Consider the following 14520-nt stretch of genomic DNA (forward strand, 5'->3'; position numbering starts at 1 on the left):
CCGCTTTCCCCCGACAGTGTTTAATACGAAGGTTTCGTACGGCCCGATGTAATGTCGGAAGTCTGCTCGACGTGCGGGCTGCCTGAGGAGCTCTGCGTCTGCGAGGACGTCGCCAAAGAGTCCCAGGAGATCAACATCCGCATCGACGAGCGCCGCTACGGTAAGGAGGTAACGATAATCGAGGGGTTCGACCCGAAAGACGTCGACATGGACTCGCTGTCCTCGGACTTGAAGAGCAAGTTCGCCTGCGGCGGGACCGTCGAAGACGGGCAGATCGAGCTCCAGGGCAACCACACCGGTCGCGTCGAGGACTTCCTCCGCGACAAAGGCTTCAACGTCGCCTGAACTCCTGACACCGGAACGGTTCTGTGGTAGCTACGGCGCGAGTGCCGACAGTGCCCGCGTCGTGGGCCGGTAGACACGTCGAGGCCTGCCCCGTCAGTCACAGCAGGACGGCTCGAAGGTCGGCGTCGGTTCGCCGGTCTGGGAGGGGTCACACACCCGGATGGCCCCGTCGCCGCGGACGAACACGTTCCACCCGGCGACCGTGTAGCTGAGGACGTTGGCCTGTCCCGCCGTGTCGTCGTTCTCGAAGAGCGCGTCGACCGCCTCGAGGTCGATGTACGCCGAGAGCGGGCGGAGCTCGGTCGGTTCGACCCCCTCGGCGGCCGCGACGGCCTCGACGACGGCCACCGACGGCGGCCGCTCGCTATCGGCGCTGTACTCCGCCTCGTGGACGGGGACGCAGGCACAGGATATCGAGAGCTGTCCAGACATCTTACCAACCGTAACGACCACACGTACTTTTATATTTAGGTTGACGTTTGAGAGAGCACGGAGGCAAAAGCGCCGGTGGTCGCAGTCGGTGTGTGCTGGTCACTGGAACCGCGGGACAGGGCACCGTCACGCACGCCACAGCGTTGGCGGGTCGCCCCTGCCCGGAACGCGGCGGGCGGTCAGAAGAACTGGAACAGGTCGTCGCGCTTGGCCTCGTGGAGGTGGTGTCGAACCGCCTCGTTCAGGGCGTCGATGTTCCCCCGTTTCGCCGAGATGGGCGCGATGGTCTCCTGCCACTGTTTCCACGGCGGATAGAGGCCGAGCCGGTCACAGAGGTCGTTCAGCCGTTCGTCTTCGTCGTCGACCTTGTCCATCTTGTTGACGGCGACGACGGGTTCGACGCCCACCTCCCGGAGGAAGTGGAACATCTCGACGTCGTGGGGGATCTCGTCGGGACCGGAGTGGCGGTCGATGATGTCGACGACCGACTTGCCGTCGACGACGAGGATGCCGACCAGTATCTTCTCGGCGTTGGCCTCGACGTACCGGACCACGTCCGTCTTTATCTCCTCGCGGACCTCCTCGGGGACGCCCTTCATGAACCCGAACCCGGGGAGGTCGGTTATCATGAAGTCGGGGCCGGTCCAGTCGTAGTGGTTGGGACTCCGGGTGACGCCGGGGCGCTGGCCGGTGTCGAAGGTGTGACCGGTCACCTCCCGCATCAGCGTGGACTTGCCGACGTTCGACCGGCCGACGAGCACCACTTCGGCGTCGCGGTCCGGGCGTGACTCGAACATACCCCCGGTACAGCGCCGACGGGGAAAAGCGCGTCAGTTTCCGGCGGCGGAGCGGGGCGGGTCGCGGGGCCGGCCATCACCCGGGTTTTTGTCCGGTCGCGTCCCAGCGGTAGCCGTGCGGTTGGTACATCTCTCGGTCCCGACGGGCAAGCGCGAGGCGGCACTCGGCGTCCTGGACGACGAGGGCATCGACTACGTCGTCAGCGACGAGACGAGCAACCGCGACATCGCCGCCGTCGTCTCCTTTCCCCTGCCGACGAACGCACTGGAACCCGTCCTCGAGTCCCTGCGCGAGGTGGGCATCGACGACGACGCCTACACCGTCGTCGTCGACGCGAACACGGTCATCTCCCGCCAGTTCGAGGCCCTCGAAGACCGCTTCGCCGAGGAGGAGGACGAGGACCGCATCGCCCGCGAGGAACTGACCGCGAAGGCCAACGACCTCGCCCCGTCGCTGCCGACCTACGCCATCATGACCGTCATCAGCGCGGTCATCGCCACCGCCGGCCTCCTGCTGGACTCGCCGGCCGTCGTCGTCGGGTCGATGGTCATCGCGCCGCTCATCGGCCCGGCGATGACCGCCAACGTCGGCACCGTCGTCGACGACCACGAGTTGTTCGTGCGCGGGGTCAAACTACAGGCGTTCGGGCTGCTGTTGGCCGTCGTCAGCGCCACCGTCTTCGCCGTGTTCGTCCGGACGGCCAACGTCATCCCGCCGCTGGCCGAGGTCACCTCCGTCGAGCAGATACGCGAGCGGGTCGCGCCCGACTTCCTCTCGCTGGTCGTGGCCCTCGGCGCGGGCGCGGCCGGCGTCATCAGCCTCACGTCGGGCGTCTCGACGGCGCTGGTGGGCGTGATGATAGCCGTCGCGCTCATCCCGCCGGCGGCGACGGTCGGCATCGGCATCGCGTGGGGCGAGCCGCTCGTCAGCCTCGGGTCGGGCGTCCTCCTGCTGGTGAACGTCCTCTCCATCAACCTCGCCGTCCTCGTCGGCCTCTGGTACCAGGGGTACCGGCCCGAACACTGGTTCCGGGAGGGGAACGCCCGGTCGGCGACGGTCAAGCGAATCGGCGTCCTCGTGGCGTCCATCCTCGTGTTGTCGGCGTTTCTGGGCGGCGTGACGCTGGACTCGTTCCAGCGGGCGACGACCGAGGCGGAGCTCCAGGACCGGGTCGAGGGGACCGTCGAGTCGCCGGCCCGCGTCCTCGCCGTCGACGTCGAGCAGACGAACACGGTCATCTTCCAGCAACCGCGCCGGGTCGTCATCACGGTCGGCATCCCGCCGGGCACCGACCCGCCGGGGCTGGCCGCGGAACTGGACGCCGTCGCCGACGCGGCCGCCGGCCGAGACGTCGAGACGTCGGTCCACTACGTCGTCGTCGAGACGGCCTCGTGACGCTCAAAACGAGGTTTGAGCGTTCGACGCGCTAAATATCTCGGGTGGCGTCCACCCGGGTATGGTATCCAGACCACTCGCAATCGCGGGCGTCGTCGCGGTCCTCCTAGCCGGCGGTGCCGGCTTCGCACTCGCGGACGGCGGCGGAACGCCCACGGCAGAGAACGCGACAGTCAGCGTCAGCGCCGACGCGACGGTCGAGCGCGCGCCCGACCGGGCGACGGTCACCGTGGCCGCCGTCGGTCGCGGCGAGACGGCCGCGGCCGCCCGGGACGACCTGACCGGAGACGCCGCCGCCGTCCAGCAGGCCCTCGAGGACGCGGGCGCGAACGTCACGTCCTCGCGGTTCAGCATCCACCCCGAGTACGAACGCACCGAGACCGGCCGCGAGCAGGTCGGTTACGTCGCCGTCCACACCGTCGAGGCCGAGACCGGCGACGTGGAGTCGGTCGGGACGCTCGTCGACGCCGCCGTCGACGCGGGCGCCGACCGGGTGGACGGCATCCGCTACGAACTGAGCGAGTCGACCCGGCAGGATGCGCGTGAAGAGGCCCTGACGACGGCGATGGAGCGGGCCCGCGCCGACGCGGAGACGGTCGCCGCCGCCGAAGGCCGGAGCGTCGACGGCGTCGCCACCATCCAGACGAGCGACAGCGGCCGGTACGTCGTCCGGGCCGAGACCGCGTTCGCGGCCGACGCCGGCGGGAGCACGACCATCTCGCCCGGTCCCGTCACCGTCGACGCGGCGGTGCAGGTCACCTACGAACTCGAGTGACGGACGGGTCGGGGTCGACGACGACCTCGCTCGGGAGGAAGTTTCATTTTCCCGCCACCAGTGAGACCACCCACACATGGTCTCTGGCGGCCCACTCGTCCAGGTCGGTGTCATCGTCCTGTCGGTCCTGGGCCTGTGGCTCGGGGCGCGGCTCCTCGTGGACGCCGTCGTCCGACTCGCTCGCCGCTTCGGTTTGTCGGACCTCACCATCGGGCTGACGATCGTCGCCGCCGGGACCTCCACGCCGGAACTGGCCGTCTCCGTCGACGCCGCGTTCAAGGGCCTGGGCGACATCGCCGTGGCGAACGTCCTCGGGTCGAACATCTACAACCTCGCGTTCATCCTCGGCGTTGTCTTGCTGATTCGCGTGCTCCCGATAACCGAGGCGCTGGTCCGTCGCGACGGACTGGCACTGCTGGTGAGCACGCTCCTCGGGGGCGTCGTCCTAATCGACGGCGGGGTGACGCGACTCGAAGGCGCGCTGCTGGTCGGGTCGTTCGCCGCCTACACCGCGTACCTGCTCCGGAGCGAACAGTCGGCGGATGAACCGTCGGCTACAGCGCCCGCGGAGGCGGTCACGCGGGCGGTCACCGAGCGGGTGGCCTTTCGCGGGCGGGACGCCCTGCTGTTGGTCGCCGGACTGGGGATCGTCCTCGTCAGCGGCGACTACATGGTCCTCGCGGCGTCGGCGCTGGCCCGCGGCGCGGGCGTCTCGGAGTGGGTCATCGGCGGGACCATCGTCGCGGCCGGGACCTCCACCCCCGAGTTCGCCGTCTCGCTGGTGGCGATTCGGCGGGGCAGCCTCGGCGTCTCCGTCGGGAACATCGTCGGCAGCAACATCTACAACATCACGGCCATCGTCGGCGTCGCCGCCGTCGTCCGCCCGCTGACGGTGAGCGGGGCGGCGACGGAGACGCTGCTGTGGCTGGCCGCGCTCTCGGTCCTCATGGTCGCGGCGCTGTGGACCGGGCGCGTGCTGTCTCGACTCGAAGGGGCGCTGTTCGCGGCCTCGGAGATGGTCCGGTGGGCGCTCGGACTGCTGGGCGTCCTCGGGTGACCGCTACTCGTCGTCGAACGGGAGCTCTATCTCGTAGCCGACGGCGTCGATGGCCGCCTGCAACACGGCGTCGACGTTGTCGCCCTCGGTGACGCTCATGTAGTGGTCGGCCTCGACGTCCGTCGAGCGGTCGCTCTTGTTGGCGATGGTCAGCACCGGGGCATCGAAGCGCGCCTCGATGTCGTCCCGGAGGTCGAGTTGCTGTTCGAGGGGGTAGCCACACTCCTCGCTCGGGTCGACGAGGACGAGGACGGCGTCGGCGACGTGTTCCAGGGCGCTGACGGCCTGGGACTCGATCTCGTTGCGCTCCTCCGGCGGGCGGTCGAGCAGGCCCGGCGTGTCGACGAGCTGGTAGCGGATGCGCTGGTCCTCGATGTGACCGACGCGTATCTGGGTCGTCGTGAACGGGTAGGCGGCGATCTTGTTGTCGGCTCGCGTCACCCGGTTGACGAACGAGGACTTCCCGACGTTGGGGTAGCCGGCGACGACGACGGTCGGTTCGTCGGGGCGGATGTCCGGGATGCCTTTCAGCGCGTCGCGGGCTTTCGAGACGGCCGCGAGGTCGTCCTCGACCTCCTCGACGACGTCGGCCATGCGGGCGAACGCCTGCTTGCGGAGTTTCCGGGCGGTGTCCTTGTCGCCGCGGACGAGACGCCCCTCGTACTCCTGGCGGATCTCCTTGGCCTTCCGGCCGGCCCACGACACCTCCGAGAGGTGCTGTTTCAGGGCGTCGACGCCCGGGTCGTCGTCGGCGGGGTAGGCGTCGCCGACGATGGCGTCGGCCAGTTCCACGTAGAACGGGTCCAGGTCGTCGATCGTCGGCCAGGACTGGGCGACGTTCTGGAGGTTGTCCGAGACGATGTTCGAGGCCGTCATCAGCATCGACTGCTGGGCCTCGACGCCCTCTTTGGCGCCGCCGGCCCGCGTCGCCCGCGAGAAGGCCTTGTCGATGACCTCCTCGGCGGTCGGTGTCGTCGGTAGATTCTCGAAAGGATGGCTCATTACGGCGCTGTAGACGGCCGGTGCGTAAAAACGCGTCCACTCGGCTCCCGGCGCCACCCCATCGCATATTACCCCCGGCACCGAGAGATTGGAGCGCATGCTCGCGTTCGGATGGACACGCGTCGGTGAGGGGGCGCGACCGCCGGGATGACAGACCGCATCGCGTGGCTCCGGTTCGAGGCACGGCTGTTCCGGGACGACGCCCTCGAGTGGCTCCTGCTGACCGGCGACCGCCGCCTGGTCAGCGCGCTCCAGCTCGGGGTCCTGGTGACGACGGTCACGGCGGTCGTGAACTCCGGTCTCGTGCCGCTCCGGTCGGACACGCCGGTCCTGTTCCTCCTGTTCGCGCTCATCGCCGGCAACTTCACGCTCATCGCCATCGTCACGTCGCTCAGCCAGTTCGTCCTCGGGCGACGGCTCGAGTCACCGGGCGAGATTCGGGCGGAGATAGACGAGACTATCGCCTACCGCCGGGACGTCGGTGAGACGAGCGGACAGCACCTCATGCCGGTGAAACCCGACGCCTTCCTGTTGCAGCTCTACCGGAACGCCCGCGACGACCTGGAATCGCTCGGCGACGTGACCGACGAGACGCGGACGAAGCGGACCCGCGAGGAGCTCGAGGAGCTCGTCGAGGGACTGACGGCCCACATCGACTACGTGGTCGCCCTCCTGCAGCTCCCGTCGAGCGGGCTGAAACACGCGCTGTTCGTCACGCTGACGACGGACTACGAGAACTACGTCCACCGGACGTGGTACCTCCAGACGGAGTACGACGACGAGTACACCGACGCGGTCAGCGAACCGCTCACCCGGTTGACGGAGACGCTTGAGCACATGGTCGTCGCGACGCGGCTGTTCAAGACGACGTTCATCGAGTCGGAGGTGGCCGAGCTGTCGCGGTACCTCCTCTACGTCGGGCTGCCGGCGCAGATCGCCGCGGTGCTGGTGACGCTGTTCTACACGACGTCCGGGACGCCGCCGTCGGTGTCACACGGGACCCTCGAGGTGCTCGTCCCGGCCGTCCTGACCGCCGGGTTCGCCCCGTTTCTGGTGTTGAGTTCCTACGTCGTCCGCCTCTCCGTCGTGGCCCGACGGACCGCCGAGAGCTTCCCGTTCAGTTCGCAGCTCGACAGCGCGCTCACCTCCCGCGGCGAGTTCGGCGACGACGCCTGAGCCGCCCTGTCCGAGGACGGCGCGCCGGCGGTCGGCGGCACACGTTTTTCTCCGTGGCGTCCCCAACGCCGGTATGGCACACATCGACGCCGGCGAGATACTGCCCAACGAGCACGTCCAGCAGATGGCCGCCGCGGGTCGGGTGACGCAGATGCACCGCGGCCACCAGTACGCCGAGGAGGGCGACACCTTCGAGATAGACGGCCAGCGCTTCGAGGTGACGGACGTGACCCACCGGACGCTCGGCGACATGACCGACGAGGACGCCCGGCGAGAGGGGTCGGAGGACCTCGAGTCCTACCGTGAGCGCCTGAACCGGGTCCACGACGAGTTCGAGTGGGACGACGACAGCGACGTCGTCCGGCACCGGTTCGAGGCCGTGAGCGAGTGACGAACGCCGTCGTACCCCGGCAGCCGGGTCGAGCCGGTCGCGGAGCGACGGCTCAGAACCCGCCGTAGCGGAGGTACACCATGTCCGCGATGAGCAGGAGTTGGACGAGGCCCTGCACGCCGCCGAGCATGGCGTTCTGTTGGCCGATGGCCGAGATGATACCGGCGTCGGGCGCCGCCGAGGTCATCTCCTTGTAGATGCGTATCTCCCCGGGCATCAGGAAGCCGAAGCCCTGCACCGACAGAATCGTGACGAGCGCGAGGGCGACGACGATGGCCGGTTCGGTCATCCGGAGCCGGCCGACGGTCGTCGCGACCCACGCCAGCGACCCGACGGTGGCGACGGCGAAGGGGAGTCGCCACTGCCAGTCAGACCACGCGTTCAGCCGCCACCCCAGCAGGAGCAACACCGGGACGAGGTTCGCCGCCGTGAACAGGGCGAGCCACGGGTCCGGGTTCGTGAAGATGCCCAGTCGGAGCGCCAGCGCGAGGCCCGACGCGATGGTGAGAAACGCCATCGACGGCAGGAAGAACGACGTCTTCGGCGTCAGCTTCTCGAAGACCGCGGCGCTCTGTCGCTCGTCGAGGCTCCCGACGACCGGGCCGAGGATGGCCCCGATGAAGATGTCCGTCCCCGTCCAGAGGACCCCCGCCATGACGTGGACGTACGTGTGGTTCTGGACCGACGCCGTCGTCGTCGCGTAGGTCAGCGCCACCACCGCGACGGCGACCACCCCGCCCGCGAACGCCGGATTCGCCCGTCGCCCCATCCCCGCGACCGTCCCGCGAACTGTCGACGTACTCATACGACGAGTGGGCGGACTGGGACTGCAATAAGTGTCACGCTCGTTTCGGGCGTCGAAAGGGCCCGACACCGCCGGCCCGCGCTCGTCTCACGCCTCGACCGTGTCCACGCCGGTGACCTCGAACCTGGCGCCGCCGTCGGCGCTCTCGGTGACCCGGACGTCCCAGCCGTGGGCCTCGGCTATCTGTGCGACGATGGCCAGCCCGAAGCCGGTGCCGTCGGTCTGTGTCGTGTAGCCGCTCTCGAACACCTTCTCTCGGTCGGCCTCGGGGATGCCGGGGCCGTCGTCGGCGACGTAGAACCCGCCCGGACAGTCGCCGACGGTGACCGTCACGGTCCCCTCGCCGCCGCCGGCGGAGCGGTCCGGGCTGGCCGAGCTGTGCTCGACGGCGTTCCGGAGGAGGTTCTCCAGGAGCTGTTTGAACCGCGTCACGTCGGCCAGTATCCGGGCGTCCGTCTCCACCACCAGCGTCGCCGCCCCCGTCTCCACGGTCGCCCAGCACTCCTCGACGACGGTCCCGACGGCGACCGGTTCGAGGTCGGACACCGCCTCGCCCGTCTTCGCGACCAGCAGCAGGTCTTCGATGAGCGCCTCCATCCGGTTGAGCGCCCGGTCGATAGCGGCCAGGTGGTCGCTCTCGCACTCCTCGCGGACCAGCTCGAGACGGCCCGAGGCGACGTTCAGCGGGTTCCGGAGGTCGTGGCTCACGACGCTGGCGAACCGCTCCAGCCGGTCGTTCTGTGCCGCCAGCTCCCGTTCGCGTTCGCGCAGCTCGTCGTCGCGGGCCACGGCGTCCAGCGCCGCCTCCATGTTGGCGGCGAGAATCTGTCCGAGTGCCACGTCCTGCTCGTCGAACGCGTCGGCGACGGTGGACGCGGCGATGAGGATACCGTGGTCGCCCAGCGGCAGGTACAGTTCGCTCCGGATGGGCGTCTCGGGGTTGTGGACGTCCGGGTCGTCCCGGACGTCGGCGAGCGCCGTCATCTCGCCGCTCTCGTAGACGCGCCACGCGATACTGTCGTCGCCGGTGAACGTCACGAGGTCGCCGACGAGGTCGCGCAGGGCGGCGGTCGAGGCGACCGGTTCGAGGCGCCCGTCCTCGTCGACCAGGTGGACCGCGTTCGCGTCGAGGCCGAGTATCTCCGAGGCCGCCGTGACGCCGATGCCGGCCACCGTGTCCCGGCGGTCACAGCCCAGAAACTTCCGCGTCGCCTCGTGGAGGGCTTCGAGGCGGCGTTCGCGGGTGTCGACGTCGGTCGAGTGCTGGAAGATACCGACGACGGCCGCCGACCCGTCCCACCTGACGGTACAGGCGGTCACCGTCGCGAGGGCCGTCGACCCGTCGCCGCGCCGGACCGTCGTCTCGACGACGTGGGCCGTCTGGCCGGCCGCCCGCTCCGCTTCGAACAGTTCGCTCCCGCCGGTGACGGCGTCGTCGACCGACCGCCCGACGAGGGCGTCGCGTGCCCCGACCTCGAAGAGGTCGCCGGCCGCGGGGTTGGCGTATACGATGCGCCCGTCGACGGCGGCGAGAATCGCGTCGGGCGCGGCGTCTAGGAGCCGCTCGGTGCTGGCCTTCGTCTCGGCGACCGCCCGCGTCGCCCGGTGTCGTTCGACCACGGTGCGGACGCGGCGGGCGAGCAACCGATACTGACCGTCGTCGCCGTCGCGCTGCATGTACTCGGAGACGCCGGCGGCGATGGCGTCGCTCGCCAGCGACTCGCTGCCCTGGGCGGTGAAGAGGACGAACGGGAACTCCGGGTGCTCGGCCCGGACCGCTTGGAGGAAGGCGAGGCCGTCGATGTCGGCCATGGCGGCCTCGCTGACGATGCAGTCGAACGCCGTGTCGTCGAACGTCTCCAGTGCGTCCGCCGCACCCGTGGCCGTCGTGACCGCGAAGTCGCCCTCGGCGCGTTCCAGCCCCGTGGCGAGGGCGTCGAGCGCCTCCGTGTCGTCGTCCACACAGAGTAATTCGATGGGGGGACCGCCGGCATCCATGTCTCGTATCGAGGGTGGAACCGTCTTAAATGGTCTACCTCACGTGGTCTCGACGGGGAGCGTCGCTCCCGCTCACCCCTGTCTCCGGTTCGCGTTCCGGGGCCCCTCTCCGCTCGCGCTACCGCCGCTCCGCCAGTTCGGCCCGCAGGTCCTCGAGGTCCATGTCCTTCATCGCCAGCAGCACCAGCAGGTGGTAGACGATGTCGGCCGACTCGTGGGCCAGTTCCTCGTGGTCGTCGTCTTTCGCGGCCAGAATCAGCTCCGTCGTCTCCTCGCCGAGCTTCTCCAGCACGGCGTTCTCCCCCTTCTCGTGGGTGAACAGCGAGGCCGTGTAGGAGTCCTCGGGGAGGTGCTCCTTGCGGTCCTCGATGACCGCGAACAGGTCGTCGATGACGTCGTCGGCGTCGTCCATACGCCAGGAATCGGCGGGGGATGCCTTCAGGCCGTCGAACCCCTACGACTCCACGGTGTCGAAGAACGCGAGGTCGTGGATGCGGGGGTCCTCGGTCAGTTCGGGGTGGAAGGAGGTGCCGACGACGGGGCCGTCCCGGACCGCGACGGGCCGGCCGTCCCACGAGGCCAGCACCTCGACGCCGTCGGCGACGTAGTCGATGACCGGCGCACGGATGAACACCGCCGGGAACGGCGAGTCCAGCCCGTCGACGTCCAGCGGCGCCTCGAAGCTGTCCTTCTGCCGGCCGAAGGCGTTGCGCTCGACGGTCACGTCCAGCACGTTCAGCGTGTTCACCCGGTCGTCGTGGGCGTCGCTGGCGGCGACGATGAGGCCGGCACACGTCGCCAGCACCGGCTTCCCGGCCTCGACGTGGGCGGTGATCTCGCTGTCGATGCCCTCGCGTTCGATGAGCCGCGAGATGGTCGTCGACTCCCCGCCCGGCATCAGGAGGACGTCGCAGTCCGGAACCAGACCCGATTCGCGTATCTCGACGACGTCCGCCGTCTCCCCGTGGGCCGCCGCCGCACGCTCGATGGCCGCGGCGTGCTCCGACACGTCACCCTGCACGGCGAGGACGCCTGCCCGTAGACTCATGTCACGTGGTAGGCCGGGGACCGTCAAAACCCTCTCGTCTCGACGCAAAGTTGTCGCGGCCGTGGTCCGGCGGCTACCGCGAGCCAAACGGTTAGGTGTCGCGCTCCCCACCACCGGAGTATGGGTAAGCGACGGCGAGACCCGGTCGCGTCGAACGCCGACCGGTCGACGGACCTCTACGAGATAGCCGACTGGGAGGTCCGCTCACGGTTGGACCGGTTCGCACATTGGCTCTACTACGCCGGGCTGTCGGCGCTCCGGGGGCTGGTCATCCTCGTCGCCGTCGCCATCCTGGTGTTACAGGTCGCCTTCGGGAGTCTGGGCGCGCTGGGCGTCCAGCCGCTGTTCGCCGGACTGGCCGCGCTCTCGGCCGTGCCGGCGCTGCTGCTGGCGGCCTACATCTGGTACGCCGACGTGACCACCGCCGAACCGCTGACGCTGCTGGTCGGCACCTTCCTGCTGGGAGTGCTGTTCGCCGGGTTCGCCGGGTTGCTGAACGTCGTGCTGGGCGGTCCGGTGCAGGCCATCGGCTCGGGGTTCGGCCTGTTCCAGCCGGCCGGGACGCTCTTCTTCTTCTTCCTCGTCGTCGGCCCCGTCGAGGAGAGCGTGAAACTGTTGGCCGTCCGCCTGTACGCCTACCGCGACGACCGGTTCGACGCCGTCATCGACGGCGCGGTGTACGGCGCGGCGGCCGGACTCGGATTCGCCACCATCGAGAACGCGCTGTACATCGTCCAGAACACCGACGTCGTCACCGGGACGCTGGCGGCGTTCGACGCCGGGAGCGACATCGCGGCGGTGCGGGCGCTGGCCGGCCCCGGCCACGTCATCTACTCGGCGTTCGCGGGCTACTACCTCGGGCTCGCGAAGTTCAACCCCGAGGACGCCGGCCCCATCGTCCTGAAGGGGCTGCTCGTCGCGACGGTCATCCACGCCACCTACAACTCGCTGTCGGGCGTGGCGACGGGCGTCCTCTCGGTGGTGTTCGGCGTCGACCAGTTGGTCGCCTTCTTCGCGTTCGTGCTGGTGTACGACGGCGTGTTCGGCCTGCTCCTGGTGCGGAAACTGGACGCCTACCGACAGGCCTACCGGACGGCCAACGCGGGGCCGGCGGAGACGGCCTACGAGCCGGAACGGACCGAGTTCGAGCCCTAACAGAGCTGTTCGACGTACTTCGCGACGACGTCGACCTCCAGATGCACGGGGTCGCCGACCGACTTCTCGGAGAGGGTCGTCTCGTCGTACGTCGTCGGGATGATGGCCACGTCGAAGGCGTCCTCGCGCCGGGCGGCGACGGTCAGGCTGATGCCGTCGACCGTAATCGAGCCCTTCTCGACGAGGTAGTCACGCTGGCCCGCCGGGAGCGAGAACGTGAACGTCCAGTCGTCCCCCTCTCGCTCGATACCCGTTATCTCGGCGGTGGCGTCGACGTGCCCCTGGACGATGTGACCGTCGAACCGCCCGTCGGCCGGCATCGCCCGTTCGAGGTTGACCGCGTCGCCCGCCGCGAGGTCGTCGAAGTACGTGCGGGCGAGCGTCTCCCGGGCGAGGAACACCTCGAACCACTCGCCGTCGGCGAACGCCTCGACGGTGAGACAGGCGCCGCTGACGCTTATCGACTGGCCGTGGTCGAGGCCCTCGAAGGGGGCGTCGATGCGAACCCGTCTGCCGCCCTCGTCGTCCACGACTGCCTGTACCTCGCCCGTCGTCTCGACGATGCCGGTGAACATACCGAGGGGTAGGGCGCTGGCGTCGAAAACACTTCGACTCGGGCGGCCGCCGGGGGACGAGACACTTACTCGCAGGCGAGTTGTATTTTTACACAGTTAATCACAAGGAATTTAGTCACCTCGCTCGTAGCGGGTGGTATGCCCGCGATGGCTCCCCGAAAGCGCGACGACGCTGACTGGACGGCCCGACACGCGCGAATCGGCCCCCGTGAGAGTCGGCCGGTGGCGGTCTACGACCCCGAAGACGGGCGCGGCCGACGCCACGCCATGACGAAGCGTTAGCGCTGGAGGACCTCGACGCCGACCAGTTCCGCACCGGTCAGCGCGCGGATGTAGGCCCCGCCGGCGATAGAGACGTGGCCGAACTCGTCTTCCTCCATCCCGTACATCTCGATGGCCCGAGAGGTGTCGCCGCCGCCGACCACCGAGAAGCAGTCGGTGTCCGCGATGGCTTCGAGGACGCCCGCCGTCCCCACGGAGAAGCGCTCGTCCTCGAACATCCCGAGCGCGCCCTTCACGAAGACGGCCTCCGAGTCACGGATAATCGGCGAGTACTCCATGACCGTCTCGCTCCCCACGTCGAGGTAGGAGACGGTCTTCTCCTCGATGTCGTCGACCGACTGCTCGGCCCGGTCGCCGTCGTCCTCGTAGGCCAGGTCGACCGCGAGCGTAATCTGGTCGCGGTGGTCCTCGAGCATCGACTCGATCTTGTCGCTGTTCTGCTCCCACTGGTCGTCGTAGAGGTCGGCGTCGTCGATGTCGTAGCCGACGGGGTAGCCCGCCGCGCGCAGGAACAGTTCGCCGGCGATGCCGCCCAGCAGGAAGTCGTCGACCTTCTCGTCTAAGTGGGTCATCACGTCGATGACGTCGGTGGCCTTGGTGCCGCCGACGACCATCGTGACGTTGCCGTCGAACTCCTTCTGGGCGATGGCGGTGTTGGCCTCGTACTCCGTCTCCATGACGCGGCCGGCGTAGGCGTCCATCACCAGCGGGAAGCCCACCAGTGAGGCGTGCGAGCGGTGGGCCGCGGAGTAGGCGTCGTTGACGTAGGCGTCGAACTCGCCTTTCAGCGTCTGGACGAACTCCGTCTGGGCCTTCACCTCGGGGTCCTCCTCGGGGAGCTCCTCGTCGCACATCCGGGTGTTCTCCAGCACGAGAACGTCGCCGGCCTCCAGGCCGGCTATCTCGTGGATGGCGTCGGGTCCGAACGTGTCGGCGACGAACTCGACGTCGCTGTCGACGTGGGATTCGAGGATGTCGGCGTGCTGTTCGAGCGAGACGAAGTCGTCCCGACCGGGGCGGCCCTGATGGGCCAGCACGGCGACTTCGAAGTCGCGGTCGACCAGTTCGCGGATGGTCTCGGCGTGACGGTCGAACCGGCGGTTGTCCTGCACCTCGCCGTCCTCTACGGGCGAGTTGAGGTCGAGTCGGACGAGGACGCGTTGGCCGTCCTCGAGGTCGTCGAGCGTCTGGAAGGTCATCAGGCGAGACAACGCCGGCCCCGTGTATAGGCGTTTCCGAGTCGAGCGACGGCGACCGCGAGACGGCATCCAGCGCCGATAGCACGC

16 protein-coding genes are annotated in these 14520 nt (G+C 68.9%); 7 read left to right on the top strand and 9 right to left on the bottom strand.

Features of this window, described 5'->3' with window-relative positions; translation table 11 throughout:
* Positions 1-51 precede the first annotated feature (51 nt).
* Positions 52-345 (top strand): stress response translation initiation inhibitor YciH, encoded by a 294-nt coding sequence (gene yciH, locus ACV7GQ_RS14300; RefSeq protein ID WP_004516073.1) that lies wholly within the window; start codon positions 52-54, stop codon positions 343-345.
* 93 nt (positions 346-438) lie between these two features.
* Here yciH and ACV7GQ_RS14305 read toward each other — a convergent pair whose 3' ends face one another.
* Both ACV7GQ_RS14305 and engB read right to left on the bottom strand, forming a co-directional pair.
* On the bottom strand, positions 439-777 hold the full coding sequence (locus ACV7GQ_RS14305) for a HalOD1 output domain-containing protein (protein ID WP_470310898.1): 339 nt from the start codon (positions 775-777) through the stop codon (positions 439-441).
* Positions 778-956: 179 nt separating this feature from the next.
* Positions 957-1574, bottom strand: a complete 618-nt coding sequence (engB, locus tag ACV7GQ_RS14310; RefSeq protein ID WP_470310899.1) for a GTP-binding protein EngB — start codon at positions 1572-1574, stop codon at positions 957-959.
* A gap of 115 nt (positions 1575-1689) precedes the next feature.
* Between engB and ACV7GQ_RS14315 the strand changes: the two genes are divergently transcribed.
* The 3 genes from ACV7GQ_RS14315 (at position 1690) to ACV7GQ_RS14325 (ending at position 4802) form a co-directional block, all read left to right on the top strand.
* Complete coding sequence (locus ACV7GQ_RS14315; RefSeq protein WP_470310900.1) at positions 1690-2970, top strand: TIGR00341 family protein; 1281 nt, start codon at positions 1690-1692, stop codon at positions 2968-2970.
* A 61-nt stretch (positions 2971-3031) separates the two neighbouring features.
* Positions 3032-3745: an SIMPL domain-containing protein gene (locus ACV7GQ_RS14320; RefSeq protein WP_470310901.1), complete on the top strand. Its 714-nt coding sequence runs from the start codon at positions 3032-3034 to the stop codon at positions 3743-3745.
* 76 nt (positions 3746-3821) lie between these two features.
* Positions 3822-4802 carry a calcium/sodium antiporter gene (locus ACV7GQ_RS14325; protein WP_470310902.1) on the top strand — a complete coding sequence of 327 codons (981 nt, stop codon included), beginning with the start codon at positions 3822-3824 and terminating at the stop codon, positions 4800-4802.
* 3 nt (positions 4803-4805) lie between these two features.
* On the opposite strand, the gene ACV7GQ_RS14330 is transcribed toward ACV7GQ_RS14325, so the two are convergent.
* Positions 4806-5804, bottom strand: a complete 999-nt coding sequence (locus ACV7GQ_RS14330; protein ID WP_470310903.1) for an NOG1 family protein — start codon at positions 5802-5804, stop codon at positions 4806-4808.
* Positions 5805-5951: 147 nt separating this feature from the next.
* Between ACV7GQ_RS14330 and ACV7GQ_RS14335 the strand changes: the two genes are divergently transcribed.
* Positions 5952-6980 carry a DUF7972 family membrane protein gene (locus ACV7GQ_RS14335; RefSeq protein WP_470310904.1) on the top strand — a complete coding sequence of 343 codons (1029 nt, stop codon included), beginning with the start codon at positions 5952-5954 and terminating at the stop codon, positions 6978-6980.
* A gap of 73 nt (positions 6981-7053) precedes the next feature.
* Complete coding sequence (locus ACV7GQ_RS14340) at positions 7054-7371, top strand: ASCH domain-containing protein (protein WP_470310905.1); 318 nt, start codon at positions 7054-7056, stop codon at positions 7369-7371.
* Positions 7372-7423: 52 nt separating this feature from the next.
* On the opposite strand, the gene ACV7GQ_RS14345 is transcribed toward ACV7GQ_RS14340, so the two are convergent.
* From ACV7GQ_RS14345 to pdxT, 4 genes are all read right to left on the bottom strand, one after another.
* Positions 7424-8140: a hypothetical protein gene (locus tag ACV7GQ_RS14345; protein ID WP_470313170.1), complete on the bottom strand. Its 717-nt coding sequence runs from the start codon at positions 8138-8140 to the stop codon at positions 7424-7426.
* 123 nt (positions 8141-8263) lie between these two features.
* The gene (locus ACV7GQ_RS14350; RefSeq protein ID WP_470310906.1) at positions 8264-10174 is read right to left on the bottom strand and encodes a PAS domain-containing sensor histidine kinase; all 1911 of its coding nucleotides are present in this window, start codon (positions 10172-10174) and stop codon (positions 8264-8266) included.
* Between the two features lie 118 nt (positions 10175-10292).
* Positions 10293-10586: a phosphoribosyl-ATP diphosphatase gene (gene hisE / locus ACV7GQ_RS14355; protein ID WP_220617941.1), complete on the bottom strand. Its 294-nt coding sequence runs from the start codon at positions 10584-10586 to the stop codon at positions 10293-10295.
* A 42-nt stretch (positions 10587-10628) separates the two neighbouring features.
* A complete protein-coding gene (pdxT, locus tag ACV7GQ_RS14360) occupies positions 10629-11222 on the bottom strand; it encodes a pyridoxal 5'-phosphate synthase glutaminase subunit PdxT (RefSeq protein ID WP_470310907.1) in 594 nt (197 codons plus the stop codon).
* A gap of 120 nt (positions 11223-11342) precedes the next feature.
* Between pdxT and ACV7GQ_RS14365 the strand changes: the two genes are divergently transcribed.
* Positions 11343-12377 carry a PrsW family intramembrane metalloprotease gene (locus tag ACV7GQ_RS14365; RefSeq protein WP_470310908.1) on the top strand — a complete coding sequence of 345 codons (1035 nt, stop codon included), beginning with the start codon at positions 11343-11345 and terminating at the stop codon, positions 12375-12377.
* Here the strand turns inward: ACV7GQ_RS14365 and ACV7GQ_RS14370 are convergent.
* Together ACV7GQ_RS14370 and ACV7GQ_RS14375 are read right to left on the bottom strand one after the other, a co-directional pair.
* Positions 12374-12952, bottom strand: coding sequence for a riboflavin synthase (locus tag ACV7GQ_RS14370; protein ID WP_470310909.1), 579 nt, complete (start codon positions 12950-12952; stop codon positions 12374-12376). The two genes, ACV7GQ_RS14365 and ACV7GQ_RS14370, sit on opposite strands and share 4 nt — an antisense overlap.
* Before the next feature lie 278 nt (positions 12953-13230).
* Complete coding sequence (locus ACV7GQ_RS14375; RefSeq protein ID WP_470310910.1) at positions 13231-14433, bottom strand: phosphoglycerate kinase; 1203 nt, start codon at positions 14431-14433, stop codon at positions 13231-13233.
* Positions 14434-14520: the final 87 nt, after the last annotated feature.

This window comes from Haloarcula sp. MBLA0163, from assembly GCF_055632435.1.

Bases quoted from the DNA above. Each gene is read 5' to 3' on its own strand.
- hisE (WP_220617941.1), bottom strand. From the start codon at position 10,586: ATGGACGACGCCGACGACGTCATCGACGACCTGTTCGCGGTCATCGAG.
- ACV7GQ_RS14305 (WP_470310898.1), bottom strand. From the start codon at position 777: ATGTCTGGACAGCTCTCGATATCCTGTGCCTGCGTCCCCGTCCACGAG.
- ACV7GQ_RS14335 (WP_470310904.1), top strand. From the start codon at position 5,952: ATGACAGACCGCATCGCGTGGCTCCGGTTCGAGGCACGGCTGTTCCGG.
- ACV7GQ_RS14340 (WP_470310905.1), top strand. From the start codon at position 7,054: ATGGCACACATCGACGCCGGCGAGATACTGCCCAACGAGCACGTCCAG.
- ACV7GQ_RS14320 (WP_470310901.1), top strand. From the start codon at position 3,032: ATGGTATCCAGACCACTCGCAATCGCGGGCGTCGTCGCGGTCCTCCTA.
- ACV7GQ_RS14345 (WP_470313170.1), bottom strand. From the start codon at position 8,140: ATGGGGCGACGGGCGAATCCGGCGTTCGCGGGCGGGGTGGTCGCCGTC.
- engB (WP_470310899.1), bottom strand. From the start codon at position 1,574: ATGTTCGAGTCACGCCCGGACCGCGACGCCGAAGTGGTGCTCGTCGGC.
- ACV7GQ_RS14365 (WP_470310908.1), top strand. From the start codon at position 11,343: ATGGGTAAGCGACGGCGAGACCCGGTCGCGTCGAACGCCGACCGGTCG.
- pdxT (WP_470310907.1), bottom strand. From the start codon at position 11,222: ATGAGTCTACGGGCAGGCGTCCTCGCCGTGCAGGGTGACGTGTCGGAG.
- ACV7GQ_RS14350 (WP_470310906.1), bottom strand. From the start codon at position 10,174: ATGGATGCCGGCGGTCCCCCCATCGAATTACTCTGTGTGGACGACGAC.
- yciH (WP_004516073.1), top strand. From the start codon at position 52: ATGTCGGAAGTCTGCTCGACGTGCGGGCTGCCTGAGGAGCTCTGCGTC.
- ACV7GQ_RS14325 (WP_470310902.1), top strand. From the start codon at position 3,822: ATGGTCTCTGGCGGCCCACTCGTCCAGGTCGGTGTCATCGTCCTGTCG.
- ACV7GQ_RS14370 (WP_470310909.1), bottom strand. From the start codon at position 12,952: ATGTTCACCGGCATCGTCGAGACGACGGGCGAGGTACAGGCAGTCGTG.
- ACV7GQ_RS14330 (WP_470310903.1), bottom strand. From the start codon at position 5,804: ATGAGCCATCCTTTCGAGAATCTACCGACGACACCGACCGCCGAGGAG.
- ACV7GQ_RS14375 (WP_470310910.1), bottom strand. From the start codon at position 14,433: ATGACCTTCCAGACGCTCGACGACCTCGAGGACGGCCAACGCGTCCTC.